Origin of the sequence: Burkholderia stagnalis, from assembly GCF_902830275.1 — a bacterium.
Taxonomy (GTDB): Bacteria; Pseudomonadota; Gammaproteobacteria; order Burkholderiales; family Burkholderiaceae; genus Burkholderia; species Burkholderia stagnalis.
Map to the genome: position 1 here is coordinate 136277 of NZ_CADESW010000007.1, position 24964 is coordinate 161240.

The 24964-nt window shown below is 70.0% G+C and carries 17 protein-coding genes and 1 pseudogene; 12 read left to right on the forward strand and 6 right to left on the reverse strand.

Going from position 1 to position 24964, the window contains the following annotated elements; genetic code table 11:
- Positions 1-108: 108 nt before the first annotated feature.
- A complete protein-coding gene (gene putA / locus HWY45_RS14930) occupies positions 109-4041 on the forward strand; it encodes a trifunctional transcriptional regulator/proline dehydrogenase/L-glutamate gamma-semialdehyde dehydrogenase (protein ID WP_059563853.1) in 3933 nt (1310 codons plus the stop codon).
- 85 nt (positions 4042-4126) lie between these two features.
- A complete protein-coding gene (locus HWY45_RS14935) occupies positions 4127-5266 on the forward strand; it encodes a branched-chain amino acid ABC transporter substrate-binding protein (RefSeq protein ID WP_059810939.1) in 1140 nt (379 codons plus the stop codon).
- 85 nt (positions 5267-5351) lie between these two features.
- Here HWY45_RS14935 and HWY45_RS14940 read toward each other — a convergent pair whose 3' ends face one another.
- A complete protein-coding gene (locus HWY45_RS14940) occupies positions 5352-6860 on the reverse strand; it encodes an AMP-binding protein (protein ID WP_059882311.1) in 1509 nt (502 codons plus the stop codon).
- Positions 6861-6893: 33 nt separating this feature from the next.
- Positions 6894-8546 (reverse strand): acyl-CoA dehydrogenase family protein, encoded by a 1653-nt coding sequence (locus HWY45_RS14945; RefSeq protein WP_059882308.1) that lies wholly within the window; start codon positions 8544-8546, stop codon positions 6894-6896.
- A gap of 107 nt (positions 8547-8653) precedes the next feature.
- On the opposite strand from HWY45_RS14945, the gene HWY45_RS14950 reads away from it, so the two are divergent.
- The 4 genes from HWY45_RS14950 to HWY45_RS14965 all read left to right on the forward strand — a co-directional run bounded on the left by HWY45_RS14950 (position 8654) and on the right by HWY45_RS14965 (position 13012).
- Positions 8654-9370: a TetR/AcrR family transcriptional regulator gene (locus tag HWY45_RS14950; protein ID WP_059882306.1), complete on the forward strand. Its 717-nt coding sequence runs from the start codon at positions 8654-8656 to the stop codon at positions 9368-9370.
- Positions 9371-9544: 174 nt separating this feature from the next.
- On the forward strand, positions 9545-10699 hold the full coding sequence (locus tag HWY45_RS14955; protein ID WP_059882304.1) for a pyridoxal phosphate-dependent aminotransferase: 1155 nt from the start codon (positions 9545-9547) through the stop codon (positions 10697-10699).
- Between the two features lie 103 nt (positions 10700-10802).
- Positions 10803-11594, forward strand: coding sequence for an ABC transporter substrate-binding protein (locus tag HWY45_RS14960; RefSeq protein ID WP_059564015.1), 792 nt, complete (start codon positions 10803-10805; stop codon positions 11592-11594).
- Positions 11595-11602: 8 nt separating this feature from the next.
- A complete protein-coding gene (locus HWY45_RS14965) occupies positions 11603-13012 on the forward strand; it encodes an FAD-binding oxidoreductase (RefSeq protein ID WP_059882400.1) in 1410 nt (469 codons plus the stop codon).
- Between the two features lie 23 nt (positions 13013-13035).
- Here HWY45_RS14965 and HWY45_RS14970 read toward each other — a convergent pair whose 3' ends face one another.
- Together HWY45_RS14970 and cadR are read right to left on the reverse strand one after the other, a co-directional pair.
- Positions 13036-13608, reverse strand: a complete 573-nt coding sequence (locus HWY45_RS14970) for a PadR family transcriptional regulator (RefSeq protein WP_059882302.1) — start codon at positions 13606-13608, stop codon at positions 13036-13038.
- 68 nt (positions 13609-13676) lie between these two features.
- Positions 13677-14108 carry a Cd(II)/Pb(II)-responsive transcriptional regulator gene (gene cadR / locus HWY45_RS14975; RefSeq protein ID WP_017334808.1) on the reverse strand — a complete coding sequence of 144 codons (432 nt, stop codon included), beginning with the start codon at positions 14106-14108 and terminating at the stop codon, positions 13677-13679.
- 81 nt (positions 14109-14189) lie between these two features.
- On the opposite strand from cadR, the gene HWY45_RS14980 reads away from it, so the two are divergent.
- On the forward strand, positions 14190-16946 hold the full coding sequence (locus HWY45_RS14980) for a heavy metal translocating P-type ATPase (protein WP_059882299.1): 2757 nt from the start codon (positions 14190-14192) through the stop codon (positions 16944-16946).
- Positions 16947-17157: 211 nt separating this feature from the next.
- Positions 17158-17517: pseudogene (locus HWY45_RS36830) on the forward strand (zinc ribbon domain-containing protein); the annotation flags it as partial.
- A 13-nt stretch (positions 17518-17530) separates the two neighbouring features.
- Here HWY45_RS36830 and HWY45_RS14990 read toward each other — a convergent pair.
- A complete protein-coding gene (locus tag HWY45_RS14990) occupies positions 17531-18400 on the reverse strand; it encodes an AraC family transcriptional regulator (RefSeq protein WP_059882294.1) in 870 nt (289 codons plus the stop codon).
- Between the two features lie 290 nt (positions 18401-18690).
- Here HWY45_RS14990 and HWY45_RS14995 point away from each other — a divergent pair, with 290 nt between their 5' ends.
- The 4 genes from HWY45_RS14995 (at position 18691) to eutC (ending at position 24027) form a co-directional block, all read left to right on the forward strand.
- Positions 18691-20157 (forward strand): mechanosensitive ion channel, encoded by a 1467-nt coding sequence (locus HWY45_RS14995; protein WP_059804153.1) that lies wholly within the window; start codon positions 18691-18693, stop codon positions 20155-20157.
- A 189-nt stretch (positions 20158-20346) separates the two neighbouring features.
- Positions 20347-21759, forward strand: a complete 1413-nt coding sequence (gene eat, locus HWY45_RS15000; RefSeq protein WP_059804156.1) for an ethanolamine permease — start codon at positions 20347-20349, stop codon at positions 21757-21759.
- Between the two features lie 79 nt (positions 21760-21838).
- Positions 21839-23236 carry an ethanolamine ammonia-lyase subunit EutB gene (locus tag HWY45_RS15005; RefSeq protein ID WP_059804159.1) on the forward strand — a complete coding sequence of 466 codons (1398 nt, stop codon included), beginning with the start codon at positions 21839-21841 and terminating at the stop codon, positions 23234-23236.
- Positions 23233-24027 carry an ethanolamine ammonia-lyase subunit EutC gene (gene eutC, locus HWY45_RS15010; protein ID WP_059882292.1) on the forward strand — a complete coding sequence of 265 codons (795 nt, stop codon included), beginning with the start codon at positions 23233-23235 and terminating at the stop codon, positions 24025-24027. Before HWY45_RS15005 ends, eutC begins: the two co-directional genes overlap by 4 nt.
- A 16-nt stretch (positions 24028-24043) precedes the next feature.
- Here eutC and HWY45_RS15015 read toward each other — a convergent pair whose 3' ends face one another.
- Complete coding sequence (locus HWY45_RS15015; RefSeq protein WP_059564016.1) at positions 24044-24928, reverse strand: LysR family transcriptional regulator; 885 nt, start codon at positions 24926-24928, stop codon at positions 24044-24046.
- Between the last annotated feature and the right edge of the window lie 36 nt (positions 24929-24964).

Below are 24964 nucleotides of genomic sequence, written 5' to 3' on the forward strand. Positions count from 1 at the left end.
AGGTGCAACCATATACGAAATTGGGTTGCACCTTTTTATTGTGTGCCGTAGGATTTCGCGCATCCTCTCACGTCACTGGCCGGCTTCCCGCCGGCGCACGAACCCACCATGGCAAGCACCACCCTTGGCGTCAAAGTCGACGACCTGCTCCGCTCGCGCCTGAAAGACGCAGCCACGCGGCTCGAACGCACCCCCCACTGGCTCATCAAGCAGGCGATCTTCGCGTATCTCGAACGCATCGAGCACGGCCAGCTGCCGCCGGAGCTGTCCGGCCACAGCGGCGTGACCGATCTCGCCGACGGCCAGGCCGGCGAGGGCGACGACGACAACTCCCCGCACCCGTTCCTCGAGTTCGCGCAGAACGTGCAACCGCAATCGGTGCTGCGCGCGGCGATCACGGCCGCGTACCGCCGCCCCGAGCCGGAGTGCGTGCCGTTCCTGATCGGCCAGGCGCGGCTGCCCGCGAACCTGTCGGCGGACGTGCAGGCGCTCGCCGGGCAGCTGGTCGAGGCGCTGCGCGAGAAGAGCTCGGGCGGCGGCGTCGAAGGGCTGATCCACGAATTCTCGCTGTCGAGCCAGGAAGGCGTCGCGCTGATGTGTCTCGCCGAGGCGCTGCTGCGCATTCCCGACCGCGCGACCCGCGACGCGCTGATCCGCGACAAGATCAGCAAGGGCGACTGGCGCTCGCACGTCGGCCACGCGCCGTCGCTGTTCGTGAACGCGGCGACCTGGGGGCTGATGATCACCGGCAAGCTCGTCACGACCAATAGCGAAGCGGGGCTGTCGTCGGCGCTCACGCGCCTGATCGGCCGCGGCGGCGAGCCGCTGATCCGCAAGGGCGTCGACATGGCGATGCGCCTGATGGGCGAGCAGTTCGTCACCGGCGAGACGATTTCCGAAGCGCTCGCGAACAGCCGCAAGTTCGAGGCGCGCGGCTTCCGCTACTCGTACGACATGCTCGGCGAAGCGGCGACGACCGAAGAAGATGCGCAGCGCTACTACGCATCGTACGAGCAGGCGATCCACGCGATCGGCAAGGCGGCCGGCGGCCGCGGCATCTACGAAGGCCCCGGCATCTCGATCAAGCTGTCGGCGCTGCACGCGCGCTACTCGCGCTCGCAGCAGGACCGCACGATGAGCGAGCTGCTGCCGCGCGTGCGCGCGCTCGCGCTGCTTGCGCGCCGCTACGACATCGGCCTGAACATCGACGCGGAAGAAGCCGACCGTCTCGAGCTGTCGCTCGACCTGCTCGAGGCGCTGTGCTTCGACCCGGAACTCGCGGGCTGGAACGGCATCGGCTTCGTCGTGCAGGGCTACCAGAAGCGCTGCCCGTTCGTGATCGACTACCTGATCGACCTCGCGCGCCGCAGCCGTCACCGCCTGATGATCCGCCTCGTGAAGGGCGCGTACTGGGATACCGAGATCAAGCGGGCGCAGGTGGACGGCCTCGAAGGCTACCCGGTCTACACGCGCAAGATCTACACCGACGTGTCGTACCTCGCGTGCGCGAAGAAGCTGCTTGCCGCGCCGGACGCGGTCTACCCGCAGTTCGCGACGCACAACGCGTACACGCTGGCCGCGATCTATCACCTCGCGGGCCAGAACTACTACCCGGGCCAGTATGAATTCCAGTGCCTGCACGGGATGGGCGAGCCGCTGTACGAGGAAGTGACCGGCCGCGACAAGCTGAACCGCCCGTGCCGCGTGTACGCGCCGGTCGGCACGCACGAGACGCTGCTCGCGTACCTCGTGCGCCGCCTGCTCGAGAACGGCGCGAACACGTCGTTCGTGAACCGCATCGCGGACAAGACCGTGTCGGTGAAGGAACTGGTCGCCGATCCGGTGGAGGAAGCGCTGAAGGTCACGCCGCTCGGCGCGCCGCACGCGAAGATCCCGCTGCCGCGCAACCTGTACGGCGACGAGCGCTTCAACTCGATGGGCCTCGACCTGTCGAACGAGCATCGCCTCGCGTCGCTGTCGTCCGCGCTGCTCGCGAGCGCGCACCACCCGTGGCGCGCCGCGCCGATGCTCGCCGACGACGCGCTCGCCGACGCGCCGGCCCGCGACGTGCGCAACCCGGCCGACCAGCGCGACGTGGTCGGCGCGGTCAGCGAAGCGACGGCCGAGCACGTGAGCGCCGCGCTCGCGCACGCGGTGGCCGCCGCGCCGATCTGGCAGGCGACGCCGGTCGATGCGCGCGCCGACTGTCTCGCGCGTGCCGCCGACCTGCTCGAAGCGCAGATGCATACGCTGATGGGCCTGATCGTGCGCGAAGCGGGCAAGTCGCTGCCGAACGCCATTGCGGAAATCCGCGAGGCGGTCGATTTCCTGCGCTACTACGCCGCGCAGATCCGCGACGAATTCTCGAACGACACGCACCGCCCGCTCGGCCCGGTCGTCTGTATCAGCCCGTGGAACTTCCCGCTCGCGATCTTCATGGGCCAGGTGGCCGCGGCGCTGGCCGCCGGCAACACGGTGCTCGCGAAGCCGGCCGAGCAGACGCCGCTGATCGCGGCCCAGGCCGTGCGCCTCTTGCGCGAGGCCGGCGTGCCGGCCGGCGCGGTGCAGCTGCTGCCGGGCACCGGCGAGACGGTCGGCGCGGCGCTGGTGGCCGACGCGCGCACCCGCGCGGTGATGTTCACCGGCTCGACCGAAGTCGCGCGCCTGATCAACAAGACGCTGTCGGCGCGCCTCGACCCGGACGGCAAGCCGATTCCGCTGATCGCCGAAACGGGCGGCCAGAACGCGATGATCGTCGATTCGTCGGCGCTCGCCGAGCAGGTCGTCGCGGACGTGATGCAGTCGTCGTTCGACTCGGCCGGTCAACGGTGTTCGGCGCTGCGCGTTCTGTGTCTGCAGGACGACGTCGCCGACCGCACGCTGACGATGCTGAAGGGCGCGATGCAGGAACTCGCGCTCGGCAACCCCGACCGCCTGTCGACGGACGTCGGCCCGGTGATCGACGGCGAGGCGAAGCAGACGATCGACACGCACGTCGCCGCGATGAAGGACAAGGGCCACGGCGTCACGCAGCTGGCGATGCCGGACGCGTGCGCGCACGGCACCTTCGTGCCGCCGACGCTGATCGAGATCGGCAGCATCGACGAGCTGAAGCGCGAAGTGTTCGGCCCGGTGCTGCACGTGGTGCGGTATCGCCGCAGCGCGCTGGACAAGCTGCTCGAGCAGATCCGCGCGACCGGCTACGGCCTCACGCTCGGCATCCACACGCGGATCGACGAGACGATCGCGCACGTGATCGAACGCGCGCACGTCGGCAACATCTACGTGAACCGCAACGTGATCGGCGCGGTGGTCGGCGTGCAGCCGTTCGGCGGCGAAGGGCTGTCGGGCACGGGCCCGAAGGCCGGCGGCGCGCTGTACCTGCAGCGCCTGCTCGCGACGCGCCCGTCCGGCCTGCCGCGTTCGCTCGCGGACATGCTGGTGGCCGACGCTGCCGTCGAAGGCGAGTCGCGCGAGAACCCGGCGTCCACGCTGACGGCGCTGCGCGACTGGCTGATCGAGCAGCGCGAGCCGGCACTGGCCGCGCGCTGCGACGGTTACCTGGCACAGGTGCCGGCCGGCGCCACCGCGGTGCTGACCGGCCCGACGGGCGAGCGGAATACGTATACACTCGGCCCGCGCGGCACGGTGCTGTGCGTGGCGGCCACGCCAGGCGGCGCGCGTGCGCAGTTCGCGGCAGTGCTCGCGACGGGCAACCGCGCGCTGTTCGCCGGTGCCGCGGGCGAGGCGCTGTTCGCCGCGCTGCCGGCGGCGCTGAAGGCGCATGCGAGCGTGCGCAAGCAGGCGGACGCGGCGTTCGACGCGGTGCTGTTCGAAGGCGACAGCGACGAACTGCAGACGCTCGTGAAGGAGGTCGCGCAGCGGCCGGGCCCGATCGTGTCGGTGCAGGGCGTGTCGGCCGGTGCGTTCGAGCACGGCGACGCGGAAGACTACGCGCTCGAGCGGCTGCTCACCGAGCGCTCGGTCAGCGTGAACACCGCGGCGGCGGGCGGCAATGCGAATTTGATGACGATCGGCTGACCATCCTTGCCGTTCGGATCAAACAAAGGAAGCGGCAAGGCGATCCCGAAGCCGCTCCATTTACACCTGGTACCAAGGAGATGCAATGGAACACACGATGAAAAAGCTGGCAGGCGCGACGTTCGTCGCGGTCATGTCGCTGGCGGGGACTGCGCACGCGGATGACGTGAAGGTCGGCTACGCAGGCCCGATGACCGGTGCACAGGCGCATTACGGCAAGGATATGCAGAACGGCATCGTGCTCGCGATCGAGGACTTCAACGCGACGAAGCCGACGATCGGCGGCAAGCCGGTCAAGTTCGTGCTGGACACGCAGGACGACCAGGCCGACCCGCGCACGGGCACGACGGTGGCACAGAAGCTCGTCGACGACGGCATCAAGGGCATGCTCGGCCACTTCAACTCGGGCACGACGATTCCGGCCTCGCGCATCTACGCGAACGCGGGCATTCCGCAGATCGCGATGGCGACCGCGCCGGAATACACGCAGCAGGGTTACAAGACGACCTTCCGCATGATGACGTCCGACACGCAGCAGGGCTCGGTGGCGGGCGCGTTCGTGTCGAAGGATCTCGGCATGAAGAAGATCGCGATCGTCGACGACCGCACCGCGTACGGCCAGGGCCTGGCCGACCAGTTCGAGAAGTCGGCGAAGGCGGCCGGCGCGACGATCGTGATGCGTGAATTCACGAACGACAAGGCCGTCGACTTCAAGGCGATCCTGACCAAGCTGAAGGCTGCGCAGCCGGATCTCGTCTACTACGGCGGCGCGGATTCGCAGGCGGCGCCGATGGTCAAGCAGATGAAGGCGCTGGGCTTCAAGGCGCCGCTGATGGGCGGCGAAATGGTGAAGACGCCGACCTTCCTGAAGATCGCGGGCGACGCGGCGGAAGGCACGATCGCGTCGCTGGCGGGCCTGCCGCTGACCGAAATGCCGGGCGGCAAGTCCTATGCGGACAAGTACAAGAAGCGCTTCGGCGAAGACGTGCAGACCTACTCGCCGTATTCGTACGACGGCGCGATGGCGATGTTCAACGCGATGAAGAAGGCCGATTCGACCGATCCGGCGAAGTACCTGCCGGTGCTCGCGAAGAGCGACATGGCGGGTGTCACGTCGTCGCACGTCGCGTATGACGCGAAGGGCGACCTGAAGTACGGCGGCATCACGATGTACAAGGTCGAGAAGGGCGAGTGGAAGCCGCTGAAGAGCATCGGCGGCAAGTAAGCCGACGAGTGTAGCGGGGCCACCGGCCCCGGCCGACGCCACCGCGACGCGCAAGCGTCCGGTGGCGTTTTTCATTGCCGGGCGCTCAGCCGGGCCGCCGGCGCAGCAGGAACTTTTGTACCTTGCCGGTCGGCGTGCGCGGCAGCGCGTCCGCGTACACGACCTCGCGCGGAATCTTGTACGCGGCGAGCCGCTCGCCGCAGAACGCGCGCAGCGCCTGCGCATCGCGTGCCGCGCCCGCCCGCACGACGACGTGCGCGACCACCGTCTCGCCCCATTCCGGATGCGCGATGCCGACCACCGCCGCTTCCAGCACGTCCGGATGCGCGCCCAGCACGTCCTCCACTTCCTTCGAATAGACGTTCTCGCCGCCCGTCACGATCATGTCCTTCAGCCGGTCGACGAGGAACAGGTAGCCATCCTGATCGATGCGCGCGACGTCGCCGGTGCGGTACCAGCCGCCCGGCGCGAACGCGGCGCGCGTCGCGGCCGGATCGTCGAGATAGCCGATCATCATGCTGTCGGCCTTCAGCCAGATCTCGCCGGCTTCGCCCGGCCGCGCGTCGCCGCCGTCGGCGCGCACGACGCGCAGGTCGACGCCCGGGCCGCCGTGGCGGCCGATCGAGCCGGCCTTCGCGAGCTGCTCGTCGGGGTACAGCGTGGTGCCGGCGGGGCCCGTCTCGGTCATCCCGTACACCTGGTAGAACACGCCGCCGCGATACGCGTGCGCGAGCCGTTCGGCCTGCGCGGCGCCGATCGGGCCGCCGCCGTAGAGCCATGCGCGCACGCTCGACAGGTCGAACGCGGCGAAGCCGTCGATCGTGTCGAGCGGCAGCGTGTACGACACCGGCGCGCCGAAATACAGCGTCGCGCGCTCGCGCTCGACCGCCTGCAGGAAGCGCAGCGGATGGTATTCGCGCAGCAGCACGACGGTGCCGCCCGCGTACAGCGTGCCGCCGAACCAGTTGTTGAGCGGCGACGCATGCCAGATCGGCATCGCCATCAGCGTGCGTTCGTGGCGGCCGATGCCGATCGCCAGCGCGGCGTGCATCGCCGCGAGCGTCACCGTGCGGTGGCTGTGCACGCAGCCTTTCGGGTGGCCGGTGGTGCCGGACGTGTAGAGGATCTGCGCGATGTCGTCGTCGGCGGGCTCGATGCCGGCGACGCCGTCCATCGCGTCGCGCATCGTGTCGAAGCACGGCAGGCCCGCGAGCGTGCCTTCGGTCGACAGCCGCCGCGCCGGATGCGCGACGCGTTCGAGCACGCCCGCGAGCGCCGCGTCGAACAGGATCACCTTGGCGCGGCTGTGTTCGAGCACGTAGTCGACTTCCGGCGCCTGCAGCTTGTGGTTGACCGGCACGAACACCGCGCCGAGCCGCCACGCGCCGAACATCGCGTCGACGAAGGCGGGCGTGTTGAAGCACATCGCGGCGACGCGCTCGCCGGCCGCGATGCCGAGCGCGCTCAGCACGGCCGCCGCGCGGTGCGAGCGCTCGCGCGCGTCGGCGTACGTGATCGTCGTGTCGTCGTGGCGCAGGAACGGCTTGTCGGGTGTCGCGCGAGCGGCGCGGTCGAGGGCGGAAAGGAGGTTCATCCGGACTCCCGAGCGAGTGGCGAGGCGGCGCCGTCAGGCGGGATACGCGCGCTGCAGCAGCGCGGCGACGTCGATGCCGCGCGGATCGAAGCCGCCCGCGATGCGGCCCCACGCGGGCTCGGCGAGCCGCGTCGCGACGAACGCATCGGCCACCGCGGCCGGCGCGTCGCGCCGCAGCAGGCACGCCTGCGCGACGAGCGCGAGGCGCTGCGCGAACAGGCGGCCCGATGCCTCGAGCGTATCGGCCGGCGCGGCGAGCATCGTGCGCAGCGTGTCGAGCGCCGCGCGGATCCGCGGCTCGCCGGCGGCCGCTTCGTTCAGCTCGTCGAGCAGCGCGGCGGCCGCGTCCGGCTCGCGCGACACCGCGCGCAGCACGTCGAGGCACATCACGTTGCCGGAGCCTTCCCAGATCGAGTTGACGGGCGCCTCGCGGAACAGCCGCGCGATCGGGCCGTCGTCGACGTAGCCGTTGCCGCCGAACACTTCCATCACTTCGCCGGTCAGTTCGACCGCGCGCTTGCAGACCCAGAATTTCGCGGCGGGCGTGACGATGCGCTTCCACGCGCGCTCGCGCGGCGAGTCGTCGCGTTCGAATGCGGCGGCGAGCCGCATCGCGAGCGCGAGCGCGGCCTCGCTTTCGAGCGCGAGATCGGCGAGCACGGTGCGCATCAGCGGCTGCTCGGCGAGCGCGCGGCCGAACGCGTGACGCTGCCGCGTGTAGGCGATCGCCTGCACGACGCCCTGGCGCAGCATCGCCGCGCTGCCGAGCACGCAGTTCAGGCGCGTGTAGGTCGCCATCTCGATGATGGTCGGGATGCCGCGGCCTTCGTCGCCGAGCATGATGCCCCACGCGTCGTTCAGCTCGATCTCGCTGCTCGAGTTGCTGCGGTTGCCGACCTTGTTCTTCAGGCGCTGGATCTCGACCGCGTTCTTGGTGCCGTCGGGCCGCCAGCGCGGCACGTAGAAGCACGACGGGCCGCCGGCATCGGTGCGCGCGACGACGAGGTGCGCATCGCACATCGGCGCGGAGAAGAACCACTTGTGGCCGCGCAGCAGGTATTCGCCGCCGCGGCCGCCCGCGCCGAACGGCGTCGCGAGCGTCGTGTTCGCGCGCACGTCGGAGCCGCCCTGTTTCTCGGTCATGCCCATGCCGAACCAGATCGAGCGCTTCTGCGCGACCGGCACGTCGCGCGGGTCGTACGCGTCGCTGTACAGCCGCTCGCGCAGCAGCTCCCACAGCGCGGGCTCCTTCTGCAGCACGGGAATCGCGGCCTGCGTCATCGTCGCCGGGCACAGCGTGCCGGCCTCGATCTGGCCGTGCAGGTAGAAGCCGGCCGCGGTGGCTGCCCAGCGGCCGGGGCGCGTGTCGCGGAACGCGAGCGACACGAAGCCGGCCTCGCGGTACATGCCGAGCAGCGCGTGCCACGCCGGATGAAAATCGACGCGGTCGATCCGCCTGCCGCGCCGGTCGAACGTGTTCAGTTCCGGCGTATGCCGGTTCGCGTCTTCCGCGAGCCGGGCGGTGTCGGCGCTGCCGAGCCGCGCGCCGTACGCGTCGAGCTGCGGCGCGGCCCAGCCGGCGCCGGCGCGCGCGAGCGCCTCGCGCAGCGGGGCGTCGGTGGCGAAGAGGTTATAGTCGACCAGTTCGTCGAACTGGTTTGCAACGGCGTGCGTCGGCCCGGCCATCGGTGTGTCTCCCTGTTCCCTGCGTCGCGCTCGATCCGGGGCGGCGCGCTGGCGCGCGCCCCGGCCCCATGCAAAGCTCGTGCTGTCCTGATTCCAGAGTAGCAAATATGCCGCCGCGACATGTTCAGGTTCCGGCGCCGCCCGGCCCGCCGGCGGCGCAACCCCGGCCCGCCTTGCGCCGCCGGCCGCGCCAGCCGCGCGCGCAGGCGAGCTCCGACGCGCTGCAGCAGGCGTTCGTTCAGCTTTGGCTCGAGCGCGGCTACGCGAAGACGACGATCCGCGAGATCGCGGCGGTCGCGGGCGTGAGCGTCGGCACGTTCTACGAGTATTTCGCCGACAAGCAGAGCCTCGCCGCGCTGTGCATCCACCGGCGCGTGCAGGCGATGGCCGACCGGCTGCGCGCCGCGGCCGGCACGCTGCGCGGCGCGCCGCGCGCGGCGCTTGCCGCCGCGCTGGTCGACCTGCAGGTTGACGCGATCGGCGCCGATGCGGCGCTGTGGAGCGCGCTGTTCGCGCTGGAGCGGCAGGTGTCGCCGCTCGCCGCCTACCGGCGGCATTACGACGCGTACGTCGCGCTGTGGCGCGATGCGCTCGCGCAGGCGGCCGACCCGCCGCCGGCCGCGCGGCTCGACGGGCTCGCGCGGATGGCGCATTCGACCTGCTACGGCTGGATCTCGCAATCGCTGCTGACGCTCGGGCCGGCGCTCGACGCGGCTGCGCTGCGCACCGAGCTGCGGGCGGTGCTGCACGCGTACCTGGCGGCCGCGCCGACGGCGCCGCTCGGGTCCTGCCGCCCAATCTCAGGGAATTCCTGCACCGCATGAGGGCCGGCCAGATGCCATGAGCCGGTACACCGGGCATGGCGCGAGCCATGACTTGAATGCATGGCGCCCATGCAGAACTTTCGGTTGTTCGCCGATATTGGATCGGGCTAAATCCTCCTGCATGCACGGGCCGCGCGAGCGCGCCCGTGGTTCGGAACATCATCAGGAGGAGTCATGCGAAGCGCCACCGCGCCCCGTTCGAAGCTGCCCGACGTCGGGACGACGATCTTCACCGTGATCGGCCAGCTTGCCGCGCAGCACGACGCGCTGAACCTGTCGCAGGGCGCGCCGAATTTCGCGCCGGATCCGGCGCTCGTCGAGGGCGTCGCGCGCGCAATGCGCGACGGGCACAACCAGTACGCGCCGATGGCCGGGCTCGCGCGGCTGCGCGAGCGGCTCGCCGAGAAGACCGGGGCGCTGTACGGCGCGCGCTACGACCCGGCGACCGAGGTCACGGTGATCGCGAGCGCGAGCGAGGGCCTGTACGCGGCGATCAGCGCGCTCGTGCATCCGGGCGACGAGGTGATCTACTTCGAGCCGGCCTTCGACAGCTACGCGCCGATCGTGCGGATGCAGGGCGCGACGCCGGTGGCGATCAAGCTGTCGCCCGCGCATTTCCGCGTCGACTGGGACGAGGTGGCCGCGGCGATCACGCCGCGCACGCGGATGATCATCGTCAACACGCCGCACAACCCGACCGCGACGGTGTTCTCCGAAGCCGATCTCGCGCGGCTCGCGCAACTGACGCGCGACACCGGCATCGTGATCCTGTCCGACGAGGTTTACGAGCACGTCGTGTTCGACGGCGCGCTGCACCAGAGCATGGCGCGGCATCGCGAGCTGGCCGAGCGCAGCGTGATCGTGTCGTCGTTCGGCAAGTCGTTCCACGTGACCGGCTGGCGGGTCGGCTACTGCGTCGCGCCGGCCGAGCTGATGGACGAGATCCGCAAGGTGCACCAGTTCATGGTGTTCTCGGCCGACACGCCGATGCAGGTCGCGTTCGCGGAGATGCTCGAGCAGCCGGCCAGCTATCTCGGCCTGTCGGCGTTCTATCAGGCCAAGCGCGACCTGCTCGCGCGCGAACTCGCCGATTCGCGCTTCGAGCTGCTGCCGAGCGAAGGCTCGTTCTTCATGCTCGCGCGCTTCCGGCACTTCTCCGACGAGCGCGACAGCGATTTCGTGCTGCGCCTGATCCGCGACGCGCAGGTCGCGACGATTCCGCTGTCCGCGTTCTATACCGACGGCACCGACGCCGGCGTGATCCGGCTCAGCTTCTCGAAGGACGACGCGACGCTGATCGAGGGCGCGCGCCGGCTGCGCAGCATCTGAAGCACGCGGCGCGAGCCGTTCGAACCCCGCCCCGCGAACCGGGCTTTGCATGGGGCCGGTGCAAGCGCGCAAGCGCCGACGCCGGCCGACACTGGAGATCACGATGAAGGTCCTGAAGCAGTTGAAATTCTCGCTCGCGCTCGCCTGCGCGCTCGGTTCCGGCGCGGCATTCGCCGATGCGCAGCAGACGCTGCGCTTCGGCCTCGAGGCGCAATATCCGCCGTTCGAATCGAAGGCGCCCAGCGGCGAACTGCAGGGCTTCGACATCGACGTCGGCAATGCGGTGTGCCAGGCCGCGAAGCTGTCGTGCAAGTGGGTCGAGACGTCGTTCGACGGGTTGATTCCCGCGCTGCAGGGCCGCAAGTTCGACGCGATCAACTCGGCGATGAACGCGACCGAGCAGCGCCGCCAGGCGATCGACTTCACGACGATCATCTATCGGGTGCCGACGCAGCTGATCGCGCGCAACGGCAGCGGCCTGCTGCCGACGACGGAAGCGCTGAAGGGCAAGCGCGTCGGCGTGCTGCAGGCGTCGATCCAGGAAACGTACGCGAAGGCGCACTGGGCGCCGGCCGGCGTCGCGGTGGTCGCGTACCAGGATCAGAACCAGGCCTATGCGGACCTCGTCGCGGGCCGCCTCGACGCGACGCTGGTGCTGGCCCCGGCCGGCCAGCGCGGCTTCCTGTCGCGTCCGGACGGCAAGGATTTCGCGTTCGTCGGCCAGCCGGTGCGCGACGACCGGATTCTCGGCAGCGGCATCGCGTTCGGCCTGCGCAAGGGCGACGACGCGCTGAAGGCGAAGCTGAACGCGGCGATCGACAAGCTGAAGGCGGACGGCACGGTGAAATCGCTGGGCCAGAAGTATTTCGGCAACATCGACATTTCCCCGCAGTGACGGCGGCGATGCGCAGCGACGGCGACAGCGATCGAACGGCGGCCGGCGGCGACATCGTCGCCGTGCTGGCCGCCGAACTGGGCACGGCGGCCGTCACGCCGCCGGCCGACATCGAGCCGCGTTTCTTCACCGCCTACAACGAGCTGCCGGGCGTACGGCCGCGCGCGCTCGTGCGGCCGCGCAGCGTCGACGAGGTGTCGCGCACGCTCGCGCTCTGCACGCGGCTCGGCCAGCCGGTGGTGCCGCAGGGCGGCCTGACGGGGCTCGCGCGCGGCGCGGTCGCGCTCGGCGGCGAGGTCGTGCTGTCGATGGAGCGCTTCGCGGGCATCGACGCGCTCGACGCGGCGGCGGGCACCATCACCGTGCGCGCCGGCACGCCGCTGCAGGCCGTGCAGGAGGCGGCGGACGCGGCCGGTTTCACGTTCGGCGTCGATCTCGGCGCGCGCGGCTCGTGCCAGATCGGCGGCGCGCTCGCGACCAACGCGGGCGGCACGCGCGCGATCCGCTACGGGATGATGCGCGAGCAGGTGCTCGGGTTGGAGGCCGTGCTGGCGGACGGCACCGTCGTGTCGTCGATGAACCGGATGCTGAAGAACAACGCGGGCTACGACCTGAAGCAGTTGTTCATCGGCAGCGAAGGCACGCTCGGCGTGATCACGCGCGCGGTGCTGCGGCTCCATCCGAAGCTCGCGGAGCCCGCGACCGCGCTGTGCCGGGTCGCCGATTACGACGCGGTCGTCCGGCTGTGGGATCGCGTGCGCGCGCTGCCGGACGTGGTCAGCTTCGAGGCGATGTGGCCGGCGTTCTACCGGTACGTCGCGAACCGCACGCCCGGGGTCGTCGCGCCGTTCGCGGCCGACGACGGCTTCGCGGTGCTGATCGAATGCGCGACCAGCGCGCCGGGCGGCGATGCGCGGCAGGCGCTCGAAACCTGCCTCGCCGATGGCTTCGACGCGGGGCTCGTCGACGATGCGGCGCTCGCGACGTCGGCGCGGCAGGCGCGCGACCTGTGGACGCTGCGCGAAGGGCTCGCGATCGACGCGCTGCCGCATCTCGTCAACTTCGACGTGAGCCTGCCGACCGGCGAGCTCGGCGCGTTCGCGCAGCATTGCGAGGCGGCGCTGCGCGCGCGCTGGCCGGACATCGTGTGCCTGTTCTTCGGTCACGTCGGCGACGGCAACGTGCATATCGGCGTGTCGCATGCGGGGCCGGACGCGGCGAGCGAGGCCGAGCTGGATGAAGTCGTCTACGCGGTGGTGCGGGCGATGGGCGGCTCGATTTCCGCCGAGCACGGCATCGGCGTGCTCAAGCGGCCCTATCTCGGCCATACGCGCAGCGACGCGGAAATCGCCGTGATGCGCCGGCTGAAGGACGCGCTCGATCCGCGTCACATCCTGAACCCCGGCAAGGTGCTTTGACGGGCGGCGCGGCGCCGCGCCGCTCAGCCGTCGACCCAGTTCAGCGCGCCGATCCGCAGGTGCTCGACGATGCTGCGCGCCCAGCGGAGCTCGGCGTCGAGCAGCACCAGCGCGTGCTCGTTCTGCAGCAGGAACAGGCGTGGCACCTGGTTGGCTTGTGCGGCGTTGCGCAGCGCATCGAGACGCGCGCGCTCGGCTTCGAGCGCGGCGATGCGGTGTTCGAGCTGGTGGCGTGCGTCGTCGGCGTCGAGCAGCGGCAGGAACGCGAGCCCCGCGCCGAACGCGGGGAATTCGCGCGCGGGCTCCGAGAGGAGTGCGCGCAGCCATGTTTCCCCGGCCGTGCGCCCGGCATCGGTGAGCGTGTAGAGAGTGCGTTCCGGAAACGCGCCGTCACGTTCGGTGTCGTGCACGGCGATCAGGCCGTCGCGCAGCAGGCGGTCGATCGCCTGGTAAAGGCTCGTGCGCTGCCGCACGTTGACGACTTCGTCGTGGCCGCGCGCTTTCAGTTGCTGCAGCATCCCGTACGGATGCATCGGGGCTTCGGTGAGCGTCGCGAGGATCGCGAGCGCCAGCGGCGACGGGCGGTTCATGGGGATAAATAGTCTGGATATGTCTAGTTAGATGATGACTAGTCTAATCTCAACTATCATATCCGGCAAGGCTTTCAGCCGAGGTGCGAGCGTTTCGCGGCCGGCGCGACCGTCTCCATCGTCACGAGCCCGTGCACGATTCCGCAATCCTCGACCGAGTGCTCGCCCACACATTGGCGGCGCAGTTCGGTCAACTGGTCGCGCAGATGCGTGAGCTCCGCAAGCCGCGCGTCGACGTGGCCGATGTGCTCGTCGAGCAGCGCGTTGATCGAATCGCAGCGATCGGCGGGCGTATCGGTGAGCCGCAACAGCGCGCGGATCTCGTCGTGCGCCATGTCGAGCGCGCGGCAGTTGCGGATGAAGCGCAGCCGTTCGACGTGTACTTCCGTGTAGTTCCGGTAATTCGCGTCGGTGCGCTCCGCATCGGGCATCAGCCCTTCCTTCTCGTAGAAGCGGATCGTCTCGGGCGTGCAGCGCGCCGCCTTGGCCAGTTCGCCGATCTTCATGCTTTTCTCCTGCCGAAGGGTTGACCTTGTAGTGGCTTCAGGGTGTTAACTCTACACCGTCAAGCTATCGAGGAGGTTCTGATGACCGACGCCCAGCGTACCCACGGCGAACGACCCCGCGCGGCCAGCGGCGACGGCGCATGTTGCGCCGATGCGCGCGAGATGCACGCGGCCGGTGTCGCCGCCGCGGTGCCGGAGGCCGGCCGGACGGCGCATGGCGACGCGCCCGCAGTGCAGTCGACGAAGCCGCACGCCTGCGCCCACGACCATGATCACGCGCATGCGGAAGGTCGCGGGGCCGCTGCCGGCCATGCGCACGTGCACGATCACGAGCATGCGCATGACCATGGCGCGAAGTCCGGCGAGGCCCGGGCACACGATCGCGAGCATGCGCATGATCATGGCGCGAAGTCCGGCGAGGCCCGGGCACACGATCGCGAGCATGCGCATGACCATGGCGTGAAGTCCGGTGAGGCCCGGGCACACGATCGCGAGCATGCGCATGACCATGGCGTGAAGTCCGGCGAGGCCCGGGCACACGATCAAGAACATGCGCATGCCTGCAGCCACGACCACGCGCATGACGATGGCCACAGCCACGATCACGGCCACGACCATGCGCACGCTCAAGACCACGACCACACCCACGCTGCCGCCGACTGCTGCACGCCGGCGGCGCTGACGCTCGCGCCGCTGCCCGCCGCGCAGGCGACTGCGTCCGGCCACGTGCGCACGTCGTTCCGGATCATGCAGATGGACTGCCCGACCGAGGAGACGCTGATCCGCAAGAAGCTCGGCGGCATGCGCGAGGTGTCGGCGCTCGAATTCAACCTGATGCAGCGCCTGCTGACCGTGGACCACGTGCCCGGCGCGCAGGCGGCAATCGACGGCGCGATCCGCACGCTCGGCATGACGCCGGAGGCCGCGTCCGCGGATGCGCCCCCGGCGGCCGCGAAGCCGGAGCCCGCGAAGCCGTGGTGGCCGCTGGCGCTGGCCGGCGCCGCCGCGCTCGCGTCGGAAGCGGCGAGTTGGCTCGGCCTGCCGTCGTGGGTCGCCGCGGCGCTTGCGCTCGCGGCCGTGCTGTCGTGCGGGACCACCACTTACAAGAAGGGCTGGATCGCGCTGCGTAACGGCAACCTGAACATCAACGCGCTGATGAGCATCGCGGTGACCGGCGCGATGGCGATCGGCCAGTGGCCGGAAGCCGCGATGGTGATGGTGCTGTTCACGATCGCCGAGCTGATCGAGGCGAAGTCGCTCGACCGCGCGCGCAATGCGATCCAGGGGCTGATGCGGCTGGCGCCGGACACCGCGACCGTGCGCGACCTGGACGGGTCGTGGCGCACGATCGAGGCCGCCCAGGTGGCGCTCGGCGCGATCGTGCGCGTGAAGCCGGGCGAGCGGATCGGCCTCGACGGCGAAGTCGTCGCGGGCCGCTCGACCGTGAACCAGGCGCCCATCACCGGCGAGAGCCTGCCCGTCGAGAAGACGGCCGGCGACACCGTGTTCGCCGGCACGATCAACGAAGCGGGCTCGTTCGACTACCGGGTGACCGCGGTCGCGTCGAACACCACGCTCGCGCGGATCATCCACGCGGTCGAGGAGGCGCAGGGCGCGAAGGCGCCGACGCAGCGCTTCGTCGACCAGTTCGCGCGCGTCTACACGCCGATCGTGTTCGCCGTCGCGCTGCTGGTCGCGATGGTCCCGCCGCTCGTGACGGGCGGCGCGTGGCACGAATGGATCTACCGCGCGCTGGTGCTGCTGGTGATCGCGTGCCCGTGCGCGCTGGTGATCTCGACGCCGGTGACGATCGTGTCGGGCCTCGCGGCCGCCGCACGGCGCGGGATTCTCGTGAAGGGCGGCGTCTATCTCGAAGAGGGGCGCAAGCTCGTGTGGCTCGCACTCGACAAGACCGGCACGATCACGCACGGCAAGCCGGTGCAGACCGACTTCGTGCCGCGCGCGGCCGACGTCGACGCCGCGCGGGTGCGCCATCTCGCCGCAAGCCTCGCCGCGCGCTCCGATCACCCCGTGTCGCAGGCGATCGCGGCGGCGGCGCGCGAGGCGGGCGCCGCGCCGTTCGCCGACGTGCAGGACTTCGAAGCGCTGCTCGGGCGCGGCGTGCGCGGCGCGATCGACGGCGTGCGCTACTGGCTCGGCAACCACCGGCTCGTCGAGGAGCTGGAACGGTGCTCGCCGGAACTGGAAGCGCAGCTCGACGCGCTCGAGCGCGAGGGCAAGAGCGTCGTGATGCTGATCGACGACACGCGCGTGCTCGGCGTGTTCGCGGTGGCCGACACGATCAAGGACACGAGCCGCGCGGCGATCGCCGAGCTGCACGCGCTCGGCATCCGCACCGCGATGCTGACGGGCGACAACCCGCACACCGCGCAGGCGATCGCGAAGGAAGCCGGCATCGACGACGCGCGCGGCAACCAGCTGCCCGAGGACAAGCTCGCGGCGGTCGAGGAACTCGCGACGGGGCCGGGCGCGGTCGGGATGGTCGGCGACGGGATCAACGACGCGCCGGCGCTCGCACGCGCCGACATCGGCTTCGCGATGGGCGCGATGGGCACCGACACCGCGATCGAGACCGCGGACGTCGCGCTGATGGACGACGACCTGCGCAAGATTCCCGCGTTCGTGCGGCTGTCGCGCGCGACGCATCGCGTGCTGGTGCAGAACATCGGCTTCGCGCTCGGCGTGAAGCTGGTGTTCCTCGGCCTCACGGTCGCAGGGCTCGGCACGATGTGGATGGCGGTGTTCGCCGACGCGGGCGCGAGCCTGATCGTCGTGGGCAACGGTTTGCGCCTGCTGTCCCGCAGCAGGCATGCGTGACGGGCGCGCATGCGGCGCGAAGGAGCGAGCGATGGGTTTCCTCAAATGGATCACCGGCGGCCACGGCGGGCGTAGCCATCACGGCGGCGGGCAGCGTAGCGGCCACGGCGGCGGACACGGCAGCTATGGCGGTGGCCACGGCAGCCACGGCGGTGGCTTCGGCAACGAACGCGCCGGCAGCTATGGCGGCGGCTTCGGCAGCGAACGCGCCGGCAGCCACGGCGGCGGCTTCGGCAACGAACACACCGGCAGCCACGGCGGTGGCTTCGGCAGCGAACATGCCGGCAGTCACGGCGGCGGCTTCGGCAACGACCACGCCGGAAGCCATGGCCGCGACCACCACGCCCGCGGCGACGGCCATCTCGGCTGGGGCCGTCAGGCGCCGGCCGCCGGGGGCGCCGCGTTGCTGCGTCAGCTCGCCTGCGCCGGCTGCGGCGCGCTCAACGATGCGAGCGCGCGTTTCTGCGCCCAATGCGGCGCGGCGCAGCAGAGCGCCGCGTGCCGCCGCTGCCATGCGGCGCTGGCCGCCGGCGCGCGCTTCTGCCCGGCATGCGGCACGCAGGCGGCATGAGCGCGGGCGGGCATCAGCGCAGCGGCAGGTAGAGCTCCGTCAGCAGGTCGGCCGGCGCCGTATCCATCGGCGTGTTCAGGTACAGCTCGAACGGCGGCGCATCGGCGGCCTCGCGGCCGGAATGGCGCAGCCAGTCGCCGTACAGCCACTGATAGGCGGCCTTCAGGTCCGCGTACGGCCCGGTGTGCAGCAGCACCGCATACTCGCCGCCCGCCACGGTGACCCGCTCGACGGGCGGGGCCGGCTCGATGTCCGCGGCGCCGCTGCCCGGCACGAAGCACGCCTTCGAACGCAGCTGCGCCTTCGGCGTGGTGTCCGGATCGTCGTAGTAGATCCCGAGCATCTTCGCGCCGGGCGCGAACAGCCCGTGCTGCGCGACCCAGCCGCCGAGCCGCGCGAACGCTTCGTTCACCTGCAGGTAGGAACCGGTATGGCCGATCGCGTAGCCGTGCAGCTCCGGCATCCGGCGAATCGCCACTTCGTGCTTGAACATGTCTCGATCTCCAGTGGGTAAAGGGTAGATGGCCCGGTGCACGCCGGCCCGCCGGTGCTGCACGGGCGGCACGCCGTAGGCGTCGCGGAACGCCCGAGTGAACGCATGCGTCGAGCCGTAGCCCGCGCGCCGCGCAATCCGTGCAATCGGCAGCGCCGTGCACACGAGGTCCTCCGACGCGCGCACGATGCGCATCCGCCGCACCGTCATCAGGATCGATTCGCCATACAGCGCGCGATAGACGCGGTGCCAGTGATACGGCGACAGGCACGCGATCTCGGCGAGCCGGTTCAGGTCGAGCGGCGTGTCGAGGTGGGTGTGGATGTAGTCGTGAACGCGCGCGAGACGGCTCGCATAGCGCATCCAGCAAGGTGTCTCGTCGGCTGTCATCGGAGGCTCGCGGGAAGGACCGACGTCACGGTAGCACGCTGTGGTGTGACAAATCTTGCTGAGTTGGCTGACTCTGCCCCATTTCTTTTTTGAAATGGGGTCTCGTCCTCATCGATCTATGACTAAAGTTAAAGACGGTGAAATCGGCTGAAGCCGTCATTTTTCTGCGCTAAGTTGCAACTGCGGTTGCAACTGCGGTTGCCCGCAGCGGGATCGCGCGTCATTTCGAAGTACGCAGGTAGTTCGTCGATGTTCAATCGCAACGCCACGTTTTTCGGGAGGAAGAAGAAATGGATGCATCCAGCTTCGTCACAACGCTGCAGGCCACGCTAGGCGGGTACCTGCCCAAGATCGCGGGCGCGATCGGCATCCTGGTGATCGGCTGGCTGATCGCCGTCGCGGTGCGGGCCGGCACGCTGCGGCTGCTCGGTGCGCTGAAGGTCGACCAGCGGATCGCCGAAAGCACCGGCCAGGGCGCCTACGTCGAGCGCATCGTCGCCGGCGGCCTGTTCTGGCTCGTGCTGCTCGTCACCGCGGTGGGCATCTTCAACGTGCTCAACCTGTATGCGGTGTCGAACCCGTTCTCGCTGCTGGTCACCCATATCGTCGACTACCTGCCGAACCTGATCGGCGGCGCGGCGCTCGCGCTGATCGCGTGGCTGATCGCGTCGCTGCTGCGCAGCCTCGCGAACCGCGCGCTGAGATCCTGCAAGGTCGACGACGCGCTGGCCGCGAGCGCCGGCATGCGGCCGATGAGCAGCTACCTCGGCGACGTGCTGTTCTGGCTCGTGATCCTGATGTTCCTGCCGGCGATCCTGTCCGCATTCGCGCTGTCCGGCCTGCTGTCGCCGGTGCAGGGAATGGTCGACAAGCTGCTCGCGATCGTGCCGAACCTGTTCGCGGCCGCGGTGATCGGCGTGGTCGGCTGGATCGTCGCGCGCGTGCTGCGCGGGCTCGTCACGAACCTGCTGATCGCGGCCGGCGCCGACCGGCTCACCGAGCGCGTCGACAGCCCGACGCCGGTGCGCGTGTCGAGCTTCGTCGGCACCGTCGTCTATGTGTTCGTGTTCGTGCCGACGCTGATCTCCGCGCTCGACGCGCTGAAGATCGACGCGATCTCCGGCCCCGCGACCAACATGCTGAACCAGTTCCTCGCCGCGGTGCCGGACATCGTCGCCGCGCTCGTGATCGTGCTCGTCACGCTCTATTTCGCGCGCTTCGTCGCCGCGCTCGCGCAGAAGCTGCTGGTCGCGGCCGGCGTCGACGGGCTGCCGGCGGTGCTCGGCGTCGAGCGCGTGTTCTCGGGGATGCTGCAGCCGTCGGTGCTGGCCGCGCGGCTGATCGTGTTCTTCGCGATGCTGTTCGCGGCGGTCGAGGCCGCCAACCGGCTCGGCTTCACGCAGGTGCGCGACGTCGTCACGCTGTTCATCGAATTCGGCGGCCACGTGCTGATGGGCGGCGTGATCCTCGTGATCGGCGTGTGGCTCGCGGGGCTTGCACGCCGCGTGATCCAGCAGGCCGACAGCGAGCACAGCGTGCTGTTCGCGCGCATCGCGCAGTTCGCGATCCTCGGCCTCGTGTTCGCGATGGGGCTGCGCGCGATGGGCATCGCCAACGAGATCGTCCAGCTCGCGTTCGGCCTCGTGCTCGGCGCGATCGCGGTGGCGGTCGCGCTGTCGTTCGGCCTCGGCGGCCGCGAGGCGGCCGGCAAGCTGCTCGACCGCTGGTTCAACCAGCGCAACGGCGGCGGCCAATAGCCGGTAAGGCCGGCCAGCGGCGCGGCGGGCGACGCGGCCCGCCGGCCGGCGTTTCCGTAAGCGAAATGTCGGCATGGACCTTTGCCGAATTTCGATAACACGTCGTTTAATGACTCACTAGCATCGATTCTCAGAAGTGCAGACCGCCCGCCGCACGGGCGGCGGCCTGCCACCCTTGAGGAGAAACCGATGAAAGCAGAGTCGAATGGCCGGCCCGCCGCCGGCGGCAAGTCGTCCGGCCAGCCCGCGCTGCAGCAGACGCTCGGAACCTGGCAGCTGTGGGGCATCGCGGTCGGCCTCGTGATTTCCGGCGAGTACTTCGGCTGGAGCTACGGCTGGGCGAGCGCGGGCACGCTGGGCTTCGTGATCACCGCGCTGTTCATTGCGGCGATGTACACGACCTTCATCTTCAGCTTCACCGAGCTGACCACGTCGATTCCGCATGCGGGCGGGCCGTTTGCCTACGCGCGCCGCGCGTTCGGCCCGACGGGCGGCTATCTGGCCGGCGCGGCGACGCTCGTCGAATTCGTGTTCGCACCCCCTGCGATCGCGCTTGCGATCGGCGCGTACCTGCACGTGCAGTTCCCGGGGCTCGAGCCGAAGCACGCGGCGATGGGCGCGTATCTCGTGTTCATGGCGCTCAACATCGTCGGCGTGCAGATCGCCGCGACCTTCGAGCTCGTCGTCACGCTGCTCGCGATCTTCGAGCTGCTGGTGTTCATGGGCGTGGTGTCGCCGGGCTTCGCATGGAGCAACTTCGTGAAGGGCGGCTGGTCCGGCGCCGATCACTTCAGCGTCGGTTCGTTCCACGGCATGTTCGCGGCGATCCCGTTCGCGATCTGGTTCTTCCTCGCGATCGAAGGCGTCGCGATGGCCGCAGAGGAAGCGAAGAACCCGAAGCGCTCGATCCCGATCGCGTACGTGGCCGGCATCCTGACGCTCGTCATTCTCGCGATCGGCGTGATGGTGTTCGCCGGCGGCGCGGGCGACTGGACCAAGCTCGCGAACATCAACGACCCGCTGCCGCAGGCGATGAAGTACATCGTCGGCGAGAACAGCGGCTGGATGCACATGCTCGTGTGGCTCGGCCTGTTCGGCCTGGTCGCGTCGTTCCACGGGATCATCCTCGGCTATTCGCGCCAGATCTTCGCGCTGGCCCGCGAAGGCTACCTGCCGGAGTGGCTCGGCAAGGTGCACCCGCGCTTCAAGACCCCGCATCGCGCGATCCTCGCGGGCGGCGTGGTCGGCATCGCGGCGATCTACAGCGACGAGCTGATCCAGTTCGGCGGCCAGACGCTCACCGCGAACATCGTCACGATGTCGGTGTTCGGCGCGATCGTGATGTATATCGTCAGCATGGCCTCGCTGTTCAAGCTGCGCCGCACGCAGCCGAACATGGCCCGCCCGTTCCGCGCGCCGCTGTACCCGCTGTTCCCGGCGTTCGCCATCATCGCCGCGCTGATCTGCCTCGGCACGATGGTGTACTTCAACGGGCTGGTCGCGATGGTGTTCGTCGTGTTCCTCGCGCTCGGCTACGCGTACTTCCTCGCGACCCGCGCGCAGCGCGCGCATGCGCCGGGCGACGCGCTGCTCGAGGAATGAAGGTGAAGGGCCGTTGAAACGGCACCCGGCGCGCCCGCGACAGCGGCGCGCCGAAGGTTTTTGCAAGGAGACTCGCACGATGTCCTACACGGAGACGATCGGTTCGCGCACCTACCGCTTCGCGGACCTGAAGACGCTGCTCGCGAAGGCGAGCCCGCTGCGCTCCGGCGACCAGCTCGCCGGCGTCGCGGCGGCGAGCGAGGAGGAGCGCGTCGCCGCGAAGATCGCGCTCGCGGGCGTGCCGCTCAAGGCGTTCCTGAACGAAGCGCTGATTCCCTATGAAGACGACGAGGTCACGCGCCTCATCGTCGACGATCACGATGCGCAGGCGTTCGCGGAGATCTCGCACCTGACGGTCGGCGATTTCCGCAACTGGCTGCTGTCGCCCGCGGCCGACGGCGCGGCGCTCGAGCGCATCGCGCCGGGCCTCACGCCGGAGATGGTCGCGGCCGTGTCGAAGCTGATGCGCAACCAGGACCTGATCGCGGCCGCGAGAAAGCGCCGCGTCGTCACGCGCTTTCGCAACACGGTCGGGCTGCCGGGCCGGATGTCGGTGCGGCTGCAGCCGAACCACCCGACCGACGACGTGAAGGGCATCGCCGCGTCGATGCTCGACGGGCTGATGTACGGCTGCGGCGACGCGATGATCGGCATCAACCCGGCAACCGACAGCCTCGCCGCGATCGTCAAGCTGCTCGCGATGATCGACGCGTTTCGCGAGCGCTACCGGGTGCCGACGCAGTCGTGCGTGCTCACCCACGTGACCAACACGATCGCGGCGGTCGAGAAGGGCGCGCCGGTCGACCTCGTGTTCCAGTCGATCGCGGGCACCGAGAAGGCGAACGCGAGCTTCGGCATCTCGCTCGCGCTGCTCGGCGAGGCGCGCGAGGCGGCGCTGTCGCTCAAGCGCGGCACGGTCGGCAACAACCTGATGTATTTCGAAACGGGCCAGGGCAGCGCGCTGTCCGCGAACGCGCACCACGGCGTCGACCAGCAGACCTGCGAGGTGCGCGCGTATGCGGTCGCGCGCAAGTTCGAGCCGTTCCTCGTCAACACGGTGGTCGGCTTCATCGGGCCCGAATACCTGTACGACGGCAAGCAGATCATCCGCGCGGGGCTCGAGGATCACTTCTGCGGCAAGCTGCTCGGCGTGCCGATGGGCTGCGACATCTGCTACACGAATCACGCGGAGGCCGACCAGGACGACATGGACACGCTGCTGACGCTGCTCGGCGCGGCGGGCATCAACTTCATCATGGGGATTCCGGGCGCGGACGACGTGATGCTGAACTACCAGAGCACGTCGTTCCACGACCAGCTCTACGTGCGCGAGGTGCTCGGCCTGCGCCGCGCGCCGGAGTTCGAGGAGTGGCTGGAGACGATGGAGATCGCCGACGCGCACGGCGCGCTGCGCGCCGCGTCGGCCCGCGTGCCGCTGCTGGCCGGCGCGAACGAGTGGATGGGGTTGTCAGCATGAGCGACGCCGTCGAAAAGAACCCGTGGGGGCAGCTGAAGTCGTTCACGAACGCGCGGATCGCGCTCGGCCGCGCGGGCAGCAGCCTGCCGACCGCGCCGCTGCTGGCGTTCAACCTGTCGCACGCGCAGGCGCGCGACGCGGTGCACCAGCCGCTCGACGCCGATACGCTGCGGCGCGAGATCGAGGCGGCCAGCCTGCTGCCGACGCTCGGCGTGCAGAGCGCGGCGCCGGATCGCGACCACTATCTGCGCCGGCCCGATCTCGGCCGCAAGCTGTCCGACGACAGCCGTGCGCAGCTCGCCGCGCACGGCGCGGCGCTCGATGCCGCGCCCGACGTGGTGTTCGTGGTTGGCGACGGGCTGTCCGCGTTCGCGGCCGCGAAGCAGGCGCTGCCGCTTTTGCAGGCGGTGCGGCCGCGGCTCGATGCGGATGGCTGGCGCATCGGGCCGGTGATCGTCGCGCGGCAGGCGCGCGTCGCACTCGGCGACGAGATCGGCGAGCTGCTGCGCGCGAAGCTCGTCGCGATGCTGATCGGCGAGCGGCCGGGGCTCAGCTCGCCGGACAGCCTCGGCGTGTATCTCACCTGGGCGCCGCAGGTCGGCTGCCACGACGCGCTGCGCAACTGCATTTCGAACGTGCGGCCCGAAGGGCTGCCGTACGCGGCGGCCGCGCACAAGCTGCACTACCTGATGACGCATGCGCGCCGGCTCCAGCTGACGGGCGTCGGGCTCAAGGACGACAGCGACGCGCTGCTGCCGGACGCGGAAACGGCGCGGCTCGGCGCGGCGTGAGGCCCGCGCGCCTGCGTCACTTGAACAGCCGCTCGCACAGGAAATCGACGAACACCCTGAGCTTCGGCGACAACTGCCGGCTCGACGGCCACACGATCGAGAACTGCCCGGGCGCGATCCGGTAGTCGTCGAGCACGGTGACGAGCGCACCGCGCTCCAGCGCGTCGCGCGCGAGGAAGTCGGGCATGTAGCCGATGCCGAGGCCCGCGAGCACCGCGCCGCGCAGCGCTTCCATGTTGTTGCAGGTCATCGCGGCGCGCAGCTTCAGCGGCGCGCCGTCGTCGGCCGCGAGCGCCCAGTCCTGCAGCTTGCCCGTCGTCGGGAAGCAGTAGCGCACGCAGTCGTGCGCGGCGAGGTCGCGCGGCACGCGCGGCGTGCCGGCCTGCGCGAGATACGCGGGCGTCGCGCACAGCACGAACCCGAACGGGCCGAGCCGCCGCGACATCAGGCTCGAATCCGACAGCTGCCCGCTGCGGATCGCCGCGTCGAAGCCGCCTTCGACGACGTCCACCATCCTGTCGTTGAAATCCAGGTCCAGCTCGACGTCCGGGTACTGCTGCTTGAATGCGGGCAGCACCGGCAGCAGGAACCGGTAGCCGATCACCGGCAGGCTCACGCGCAGCTTGCCGCGCGGGCGCTGCGCGGATTCGGTCACCATCGCCTCGGCGTCGCGGAAATCCTCGAGGATCTGCTGGCAGCGCGCGTGGAAATGCCGGCCCTCGTCGGTGAGCGTCACGCGGCGCGTGGTGCGGTGGAACAGGCGCACGCCGAGCGACTGTTCGAGCTTCGCGATCGTCTTGCCGACCGCCGACGCCGAGATGCCGAGCGTGCGGCCGGCCGCGACGAAGCTCAGCGTTTCCGCGGTGCGGACGAACGCGACGATGCCGTTCAGGTTGTTCATCGAGGTTTCGGCGGCGGCCTTCATTTTTGAGATTAA